Genomic DNA, 9,035 nt, shown 5'->3' on the forward strand with positions numbered 1-9,035 from the left:
GACGACGCCGCACCATCTCGTGGGGTCTGGCGCTCTTCGGGCTCGCGGGGCTCGCCGTGCTGCTGGTGCAGACCCCGGCCCAGCTCATCGCCGTGCGCGCGGTCTCCGGCGCGTTCGCGGCGATGATCGCCCCCATCACCATGTCCCTGCTCTTCCGGCTGTTCGACCGGGACGACCTGCGGGGCCGGGCCATCGGGCTCATCATGACGGTCTCGATGATCGGATTCGCGGTGGGGCCCACGCTCGCGGGACTGGCCCTGGAGCACATGCCCTGGCAGATGCTGCTCGTGCTCAACGCGCCGGTGGCCCTGGTCGCGTGGCTCGGCGTGCGGCTGGGCCTGGACCGGGACCGGCCCGAGGACCTGCGCGGCGGCGCCGCGGACGTGCCCGGTGCGATGCTGTCCGTGGCGGCCCTGGGGCTGCTGCTCTACACGTTCACCGCGGGGGTCGAGTTCGGATGGCTGGACCCGCGCACCCTGCTGGTGCTCGCGGGCGGGCTGCTCGCCCTGGCTGGCTTCGTTCGGCGTGAGCGCACCGCCGCAGCGCCCATGCTGGACCTCTCCCTGTTCCGCATCCCCACGGTGCGGGGCTCCGCGATCCTGCAGACCTCCGTGATGACAGCAATGGCGGGTGTGATGTTCGTGTCCACCCAGCTCTACCAGTTCGCGTGGGGCTGGACCCCGCTGCAGGCCGGGCTCGCGAACCTGCCGTTCGTGGTGGGCATGATGGGAGCCGGGCCCTTCGTGGACCGTGCCGTGGCCGCGTGGGGGCACCGCCGCACCTCGCTGTACGCGGTGCTGGTGCTGCTCGCGAGCCTCGCGGTGTGGATCTACGCCGTGGGCCACACCTTCTTCTGGTGCGCCCTGGGCATGCTGATGATGACGGTGGCCATGCGCGCCGTCATGACCACGGGGGCGGTGGCACTGCTGGGTGCCCTGCCCGAGAGCCACACGTCCATTGGATCCGCCCTGAACGACACCGCCCAGGAGCTCGGCAACGCGGTGGGTCTGGCCGTGGTGGGGACCGTGATGGCCTCCGTGGTCGGAACCGTCCTGCCCGCCGGCGCCTGGGACGCCGCCACCGTCTCGGCGTTCGTCCACTCGCAGCAGATCTCCTTCGCCCTGCTGGCGGTGCTCGTGGCGGTGCTCGCCGCGGTGGGCATCCGCACCCTCACCGACTCGCGGGAGACCGAGGAGCACTGACCCCGCAGGGGCAGGGGGCGCACGGACGCAGAGCGGGGTGCACGTCCGAGGACGTGCACCCCGCTCTGCGGTGGTGCCACGGGGTGCCGCTGCGCGGACCTAGTGGGTGCTGGTGCTCCGGGGCGTCGTCTGGTCCCAGGGGGTCTCGCCCTCGGGCGTGCCGTCCACGATGTCGTCCACCGCGGAGGAGACCCAGCGGGACTTGTACTGGAAGTCCGTCTCGTCGCCGTTCTCGTCCGTCTGCCGGTACCACTCGGTGATGGCCGGGTCGTGCGAGTCGAACGAGTCGCCGGCCGCGCGGTGGCCCTCGGCGTGCTCCACCTGCAGCGCGAAGTTGTCACCGTGCTCCGACAGGCCCGTGGCCACGGCCTTCTCCACCGCGGAGAGCGCGAAGCGGCTCCGCAGCGTGGCCGGGTCGTTGCGCAGGTCGCGGTAGAGGGCGACCATCATCAGCGCGAGGATCACGGCGAAGGGCAGCGCGGAGACGATGACCAGGTTCTGCATGCCGGCCAGGGCGTCGTCGCCGCCCACCAGCAGCATGACGACCGCGATCCCCGCGAGGCACACGCCCCAGAAGATCACGATCCACTTGCTGGGGTCCGGGCGCCCGCGCTGGGTCATGGTGCCCATGACCACGGACGCGGAGTCCGCGCTGGTCACGAAGAAGATGCCGATCACGACCATGGCGAGCACCGAGGTCACGCCGGTGAGCGGCAGCTGGTCGAAGAGCCCGAAGAGCATGGACTCGGAGCCGCCCGCCACGGAGAGGTCCGCGCCGTTCTTGGCGAAGAACATGGCCGAGCCGCCGAAGACGATGAACCACAGCACGCACACGGACGCGGGGACCACGAGGACCACGGTCACGAACTGGCGGATGGAGCGGCCGCGGGAGATCTTGGCGATGAACATGCCCACGAACGGGGACCAGGACAGCCACCAGGCCCAGTAGTACACGGTCCACGTGTTCGAGAACGTGGCGCTGTCCGGGCCCCAGGCCGCGGACTGGCCGGTCATGAACAGGAACTCCTGCAGGTACGTGGAGAACGTGGACGGGATCAGTGTGAGCAGGAAGACCGTGGGGCCCACGAAGAACACGAACAGTGCCAGCACGAACGCCAGCGTGAGGTTGATGTTCGAGAGGTAGCGGATGCCGCGCGAGACGCCCGAGACCGCCGAGATGATGAAGCCCACGGACAGCACGGCGATGATCACGATCAGCGCGTTGTTGCCCAGTTCGCCGATGCCGCCCACGATCGAGATGCCGGAGCCGATCTGCATGGCACCCACGCCCAGCGAGGCGGCGGTGCCGAAGAGGGTGGCGAAGATGGCGAACACGTCGATCAGCTTGCCCAGGGGGCCGTCCACGCGCTTGTGGCCCAGCAGGGCCGTGAACACGCGGGAGATCAGGGGGGCGCGGCCGCGGCGGTACGCACCGTAGGCCACGGAGACGCCCACCACGGCGTAGATGGCCCACGGGTTCAGGGCCCAGTGGAAGGCGGACTGCACCAGGGCGTAGACCACCATGGAGTCGCTGCCGGCCTCCGCGACGTGGTTGAAGCCGGGGATCCCGCCCTCGAAGTAGCTCATGGGCTCGAACGCGCCGTAGAACATGAGTCCGATGCCCATTCCGGCGGCGAAGAGCATGGCGAGCCACGAGAAGAAGGAGTACTCGGGCTCCTCGTCGTCACGCCCGAGCTTGATCCGGCCGGTGCGGGTGAACCCGATGAAGAGCATGAAGAACACGGCCGCGGTGGACAGCAGGATGAAGAACCACCCGGTGTTCGCGGTCACCCAGGACAGGGCCGTGGAGGACACGGCGGAGAGGTTGTCGGTGCCCAGGACGCCCCAGGCGATGAACGCCACGATGAGCAGGGCGGTGATGGTGAACACGGCCTTGTCGGTGTCGAAGCGGACCTTGCGGTCCTCCACACCCACGCCCGGCACGAGTGCGGGGTGGATCCCGTGGGGGTAGGTGAGCTCGTGGATGATCTGCCGGCTGCGGGAGGTGGACCCCGCCGTCGATCCGGGCTCTGCGGCCGCTTCGGGCGGCTGTTGTCGGTCGGGGGAGTGGGGTGGCGTGCTCAAGACAGTTCTCCTGACTGCTGCGGGGGGAGTGTTCGACGTCGTGATGGTGTGGTGCGTCTCCCGTGAACGATGTGCATGCGCGACGCCCGGCGGCGGTACCGACAGGGTGATGTCCCGGAGCCGACCGTTTCGCCGTGGGCGTACAAACCCCCGATTGTAATGCTCCGTTGGTAGGCGCCCTAACTCAGCATGACGGCGGCGCGTTGCAGTTGAGTGATCCCGGCTCAACTTTGGTTGACATCCCCCACTCAATGTGTAGACTTGAGTCCTGAAAGCTCAAGTCTTCAGAAGGCCCGTTCCGGCCGCCCGGTCGGCGGCCCCGGGCCGAAGCAGCACAACGAAAGGACCAACACATGTCTCGCGCAGTGGGAATCGACCTCGGCACCACCAACTCCGTGGTGGCTGTTCTCGAGGGCGGCGAGCCCGTCGTCATCGCGAACGCCGAGGGCAACCGCACCACCCCGTCCGTCGTGGCCTTCTCCAAGGACGGCGAAACCCTCGTGGGTGACGTCGCCAAGCGTCAGGCCGTGACCAACGTGGACCGCACCGTGGCCTCCGTGAAGCGCCACATGGGCACCGACTGGACCACCGAGATCGACGGCAAGAAGTACACCCCCCAGGAGATCTCCGCCCGCACGCTCATGAAGCTCAAGGCGGACGCGGAGTCCTACCTGGGCGACAAGGTCACGGACGCCGTGATCACCGTCCCCGCCTACTTCAACGACGCCGAGCGCCAGGCCACCAAGGAGGCCGGTGAGGTGGCGGGCATGAACGTGCTCCGCATCGTCAACGAGCCCACCGCCGCGGCCCTGGCCTACGGCCTGGAGAAGGGCAAGGAGGACGAGCTCATCCTGGTCTTCGACCTCGGTGGCGGCACGTTCGACGTCTCCCTCCTGGAGGTCGGCAAGGACGAGGACGACTTCTCCACCATCCAGGTGCGCGCCACCGCCGGCGACAACCGGCTCGGCGGCGACGACTGGGACCAGCGCATCGTGGACTGGCTGCTGGAGCAGGTGAAGTCCAAGACCGGTGCTGACCTGTCCAAGGACAAGATCGCCCTGCAGCGCCTGAAGGAGGCGGCGGAGCAGGCCAAGAAGGAGCTGTCCTCCGCGACCTCCACCACCATCTCCCTGCAGTACCTGTCCGTGACTCCCGAGGGCCCGGTGCACCTGGACGAGAAGCTGTCCCGCGCCAAGTTCGAGGACCTCACCAAGGACCTGCTGGCCCGCACGGAGAAGCCGTTCAAGGACGTCATCGCCGAGGCTGGGATCAACGTCTCCGACATCAACCACGTGGTGCTCGTGGGTGGTTCCACCCGCATGCCCGCCGTGGTCGAGAAGGTCACCGAGCTCGCCGGCAAGGCCCCGAACAAGGGCGTGAACCCGGACGAGGTCGTGGCCGTGGGTGCCGCCATCCAGGCCGGTGTGCTCAAGGGCGACCGCAAGGACGTGCTGCTGATCGACGTGACCCCGCTGTCGCTGGGCATCGAGACCAAGGGCGGCGTGATGACCAAGCTCATCGAGCGCAACACGGCCATCCCCACGAAGCGCTCCGAGACCTTCACCACCGCGGAGGACAACCAGCCGTCCGTGTCCATCCAGGTCTTCCAGGGCGAGCGCGAGTTCACCCGGGACAACAAGAACCTGGGCACGTTCGAGCTGACCGGCATTGCGCCGGCTCCCCGCGGCATGCCGCAGATCGAGGTCACCTTCGACATCGACGCCAACGGCATCGTGCACGTGTCCGCCAAGGACAAGGGCACGGGCAAGGAGCAGTCGATGACCATCACGGGCGGCACCTCGCTGTCCAAGGAGGACATCGACCGCATGGTCAAGGACGCCGAGGCCAACGCGGACGCCGACAAGCAGCGCCGTGAAGCCGCGGACCGCCGCAACAACGCGGAGCAGACCGCGTACTCGGTGGAGAAGCTCATCAAGGACGACGAGGGCGCCATCCCCGAGGACGTCAAGACCGAGGTCCAGGCGGACGTGGACGCCGTCAAGGCCGCGCTCGAGGGCGATGACGACGACGCCGTCAAGACCGCGTTCGAGAAGCTGCAGTCCTCGCAGACCAAGATCGGTGAGGCGCTGTACGCCCAGTCCCAGGCCGAGGGTGCCGCGGGTGCCCAGCCGGGTGCCGAGGGTGCCGCCGGCGCCCAGGCCAAGGACGACGACGACATCGTCGACGCCGAGGTCGTGGACGACGACAACGACGGGAAGAAGTGAGCATGAGCGATTCCGAGAACACCCAGGGTGGCGGCCAGTCCGTGCCGGAGGATCCGGAGCAGCCCGCTCGCCCCGGCCAGGACAGCGCCGAGGGGCAGGAGGGGCTCACCGTGGACGACATCCTCGACACCCCCCAGTCCCAGGACGCAGAGGCCGCGGACGCGGCGTCGTCGGACGGCGACGCCGCCCCGGCGGGCGACTCCGAGGGCCACCGGCTCGCGGAGGAGCGTCTCGAGGACCTGCGCCGGCTGCAGGCGGAGTTCGTGAACTTCAAGAACCGCACGGCACGGGAGAAGGACCAGCTGCGGGACTTCGTGTCCGGCGAGATGATCGCCGCGCTGCTGCCGGTGCTGGACGACGTGGACGCCGCCCGCAAGGCGGGGGACCTCGAAGAGGGTCCGTTCGCGGCGATCGCCACCAAGCTCGAGGACGCACTGGTCAAGAAGGGTCTCACCCGCATCGGTGAGGTGGGGGAGAACTTTGACCCCACCATCCACGAGGCCGTGATGCAGCAGCCCACCGACGAGGTGGAGCCGGACCACGTGTCCATGGTGCTGCGCTCGGGCTTCAAGGTGGGCAACCGGGTGGTCCGGGCGGCCCAGGTGGCCGTGGCGGCGCAGCCGTAAGGCACACCATCTCCTCGGGGCGGGGCCACATGACGGGGCCCCCCCCCCGAGCCGCACCGAGGAAGAACTCACAGGAAGGAGGCGTCATGGCCAGTCAGGACTGGATCGACAAGGATTTCTACAGCGTGCTGGGCGTCTCCAAGGACGCATCCCAGGCGGACGTCAAGAAGGCGTACCGCAAGCTGGCCCGCACGTACCACCCGGACCAGAACCCGGGGGACGCGGCCGCGGAGAAGAAGTTCAAGGACATCACCGAGGCCAATGCGGTGCTGTCCGACCCCGAGGAGCGTGAGCAGTACGACGCCATCCGCGCCATGGGCTCCGGCGCCCGTTTCACGGCCGGTGGACCCGGCGGGGCGGGTGGTGCCGGCGGCGCGGGCTTCGAGGACATCTTCGGGGACCTGTTCAACGGCGGCGGGGGCGGCGGACGTCGGCGCTACACCACCTCCAGCGGTGGTGGCGGCGGGGGCTTCGAGGACCTCTTCGCGCAGTTCGGGGGTGCCCAGGGCGGCAACACCCGGTTCAGCACCGGGGGCGGCTTCGGCGGGCAGCCCGGCTTCGGGGGCCAGGGCGGCTACCAGGCACCTCCCACCAAGGGCGAGGACATCCACACCACCACCACCATCCCGCTGCGCTCCGCCTTCCGCGGCACCACGGTGAAGCTGCGCCGCGGCAACGGGCAGTCCACCACCGTGCGCGTCCCGCAGGGCGTGAAGGACGGCCAGCGCCTGAAGATCGCGGGCAAGGGCCACAGCGGGCCCGGGGGCAACGGCGACCTCTTCGTGACCGTCAAGGTCAAGGAGCACCCGTTCTTCACCCGTGAGGGCCAGGACGTCCACGTCACGGTGCCGCTCACCGTCTCCGAGGCCGGTCTGGGTGCCACGGTGCAGGTGCCCACCCTGGACGAGGGTCACGTGAACCTGAAGGTCCCCGCGGGCACGTCCTCCGGGCACCGCATGCGCGTCAAGGGCAAGGGCTTCACGTCCGGGTCCACCACGGGCAACATGATCGTCACCGTGCAGATCCAGCTGCCCGCGGACCTCGACGACGCCGCACGCGAGTCCCTGCGCGAGTTCGCCCGGGCCACGGAGGGCTTCGATCCCCGTGCGTCCCTGAGCGAGGAGGCGGCGAGCTGAGATGGCCCTGGACTTCACCCAGCCCGTCTTCGTGATCTCGGTGGCCGCCGAGCTCGCGGACATGCACCCGCAGACCCTGCGCCAGTACGACCGCATGGGTCTGGTGACCCCGTCCCGCGCCTCCGGGCGGGCACGGCGCTACTCCCAGATGGACGTGCAGAAGCTGCGCCAGATCCAGGAGCTCTCCCAGGAGGGGGTGTCCCTGGAGGGGATCAAGCGCATCATGCAGCTGGAGAACCAGGTGCAGGCGCTGCAGTCCCGGGTCACCGAGCTGTCCGAGGAGCTGGACCAGGAGCGCCAGGCACGGCGGGAGCGGGACATGATCTTCACCGCCGGTTCGGAGGGGGACGTGGTGCGGATCGCCCGCGGCACCCGCCGGGCACCGCGCAAGGTCTCGCAGGCACTCATGCTGTACCGCCCGGCCAAACCGGGCTCCGTCACCCACGACCGGGGAACAGAACGGGACGAGAACTCCCGTGACACTCCGGGACGCCCGGCGCGCCGGCGCAGCGCGCGCTGACCCTTCGCGGCTGGGCTCCGCGACGGTCGGCCCAGGGAGCTCTGAGGGGCCGCGCCGACGGTCCGTCCAGCGGGGCTCAGCGTGCGGTGACCCGCCGGGCCCATTGACGCAGAACGCCGCACCACCGAGGTGGCGCGGCGTTCTGCGTCTCTGCGGCCGGGCTCCTGCGGTCCGTGTTCCGGGCGCGAGGTTGGACCGAGGGGTCGGTGGCCTCAGCGACGCCGATAGGTCAGGTCACGGGGGATGCGCCCGGCCTCCGTGGCCTTGCGCTCGAAGCTCGTGAGGATCCGGCCGTCCCAGCGCGGGGCCCAGCCGGTCTCGGGGTGCTCGTCGTCCGCCACGGGCCCGGGGTGCAGGTTCTCGAAGTCCGCGTCCGAGGCGTCGAGCACCTCGCGCATGACTACCGCGTACTCCTGCCAGTCCGTGGCCAGGCGCCACAGCCCGCCCGGCGCGAGCACGCGGGCCGCGAGCTCCGCGAAGGCGGGGGAGACCAGGCGACGCTTGTGGTGGCGGGTCTTGTGCCAGGGGTCCGGGAAGAACACCCACAGCTCGCTGACGGATGCCGGTTCGAGCATGTGCTCGAGCACCTCGGGGGCGTTGGCCTGTGCCACGCGCACGTTCGTCACGCCCGCCTGCGCGGCCTTCATGAGCAGGTCCGCCACACCGGGCTTGTAGACCTCCACGGCCAGGTGATCCAGCTCGGGGTGTGCCACGGCGTGGGCCACGATCGCCTCGCCCAGCCCGGAGCCGATCTCCACCACGAGCGGTGCGGTGCGTCCGAACACGGCCTCGCGGTCCAGCCGGTAGGAGGGGTCCACGGAGGTGTCGGTCTGCACGCGGGGGATGTCCAGCACCCAGTCACCGGCGTGCTCGTCCCACGCCTTCTGGCGCTTGGGGGAGAGCCGGTCACCGCGGCGCACGAACGAGTACGGCTGCCGCGGGAACGCCACGGTGGCCGGGGCGCCGTCGCCGGCGGCAGGAGAGCCCGGCAGGGCGGCGTCGTCCGCGGAGGGCCGCAGTGCGGGGCGGTGTGCTTCGGAGGGCTGCGGAGTGCGGTCGCTGGATTCCATCGTGGAACATCCTAGGCGGGCCGTGAGGCAAGGTCACGACGCCGCGGGGCCAGCTCTAGGATTGAGGCCCACCCGCCCGCGAGCACCACCCGTGGGCACCCGACCCGCGCGATCCAGGAGATGCCGCATGCCCCAGGAGCACGAGTCGCCACACCCCGAGCCCCAGCACCC

The 9,035-nt window shown here is 69.8% G+C and carries 7 protein-coding genes; 5 read left to right on the forward strand and 2 right to left on the reverse strand.

Going from position 1 to position 9,035, the window contains the following annotated elements; translation table 11 throughout:
• Positions 1–1,202, forward strand: a 1,202-nt coding sequence (locus CWC38_RS09740) for an MFS transporter (RefSeq protein WP_121846559.1), incomplete at its 5' end; no start/stop codon positions are given.
• Positions 1,203–1,301: 99 nt separating this feature from the next.
• Here CWC38_RS09740 and CWC38_RS09745 read toward each other — a convergent pair.
• The gene (locus CWC38_RS09745) at positions 1,302–3,287 is read right to left on the reverse strand and encodes a BCCT family transporter (protein WP_121846560.1); all 1,986 of its coding nucleotides are present in this window, start codon (positions 3,285–3,287) and stop codon (positions 1,302–1,304) included.
• A 353-nt stretch (positions 3,288–3,640) separates the two neighbouring features.
• On the opposite strand from CWC38_RS09745, the gene dnaK reads away from it, so the two are divergent.
• The 4 genes from dnaK to CWC38_RS12430 all read left to right on the forward strand — a co-directional run bounded on the left by dnaK (position 3,641) and on the right by CWC38_RS12430 (position 7,794).
• On the forward strand, positions 3,641–5,512 hold the full coding sequence (gene dnaK, locus CWC38_RS09750) for a molecular chaperone DnaK (protein WP_121846561.1): 1,872 nt from the start codon (positions 3,641–3,643) through the stop codon (positions 5,510–5,512).
• A 2-nt stretch (positions 5,513–5,514) separates the two neighbouring features.
• On the forward strand, positions 5,515–6,138 hold the full coding sequence (locus tag CWC38_RS09755) for a nucleotide exchange factor GrpE (RefSeq protein ID WP_439108838.1): 624 nt from the start codon (positions 5,515–5,517) through the stop codon (positions 6,136–6,138).
• Between the two features lie 86 nt (positions 6,139–6,224).
• Positions 6,225–7,274 (forward strand): DnaJ C-terminal domain-containing protein, encoded by a 1,050-nt coding sequence (locus CWC38_RS09760; protein WP_121846562.1) that lies wholly within the window; start codon positions 6,225–6,227, stop codon positions 7,272–7,274.
• A gap of 1 nt (position 7,275) precedes the next feature.
• Positions 7,276–7,794, forward strand: coding sequence for a heat shock protein transcriptional repressor HspR (locus tag CWC38_RS12430; RefSeq protein WP_240625200.1), 519 nt, complete (start codon positions 7,276–7,278; stop codon positions 7,792–7,794).
• A 212-nt stretch (positions 7,795–8,006) separates the two neighbouring features.
• Here the strand turns inward: CWC38_RS12430 and trmB are convergent, their stop codons facing one another.
• Complete coding sequence (trmB, locus tag CWC38_RS09770; RefSeq protein WP_121846563.1) at positions 8,007–8,864, reverse strand: tRNA (guanosine(46)-N7)-methyltransferase TrmB; 858 nt, start codon at positions 8,862–8,864, stop codon at positions 8,007–8,009.
• Positions 8,865–9,035: the final 171 nt, after the last annotated feature.

The sequence above is a fragment of the Kocuria tytonicola genome (assembly GCF_003687455.1).
Lineage (GTDB): Bacteria > Actinomycetota > Actinomycetes > Actinomycetales > Micrococcaceae > Kocuria > Kocuria tytonicola.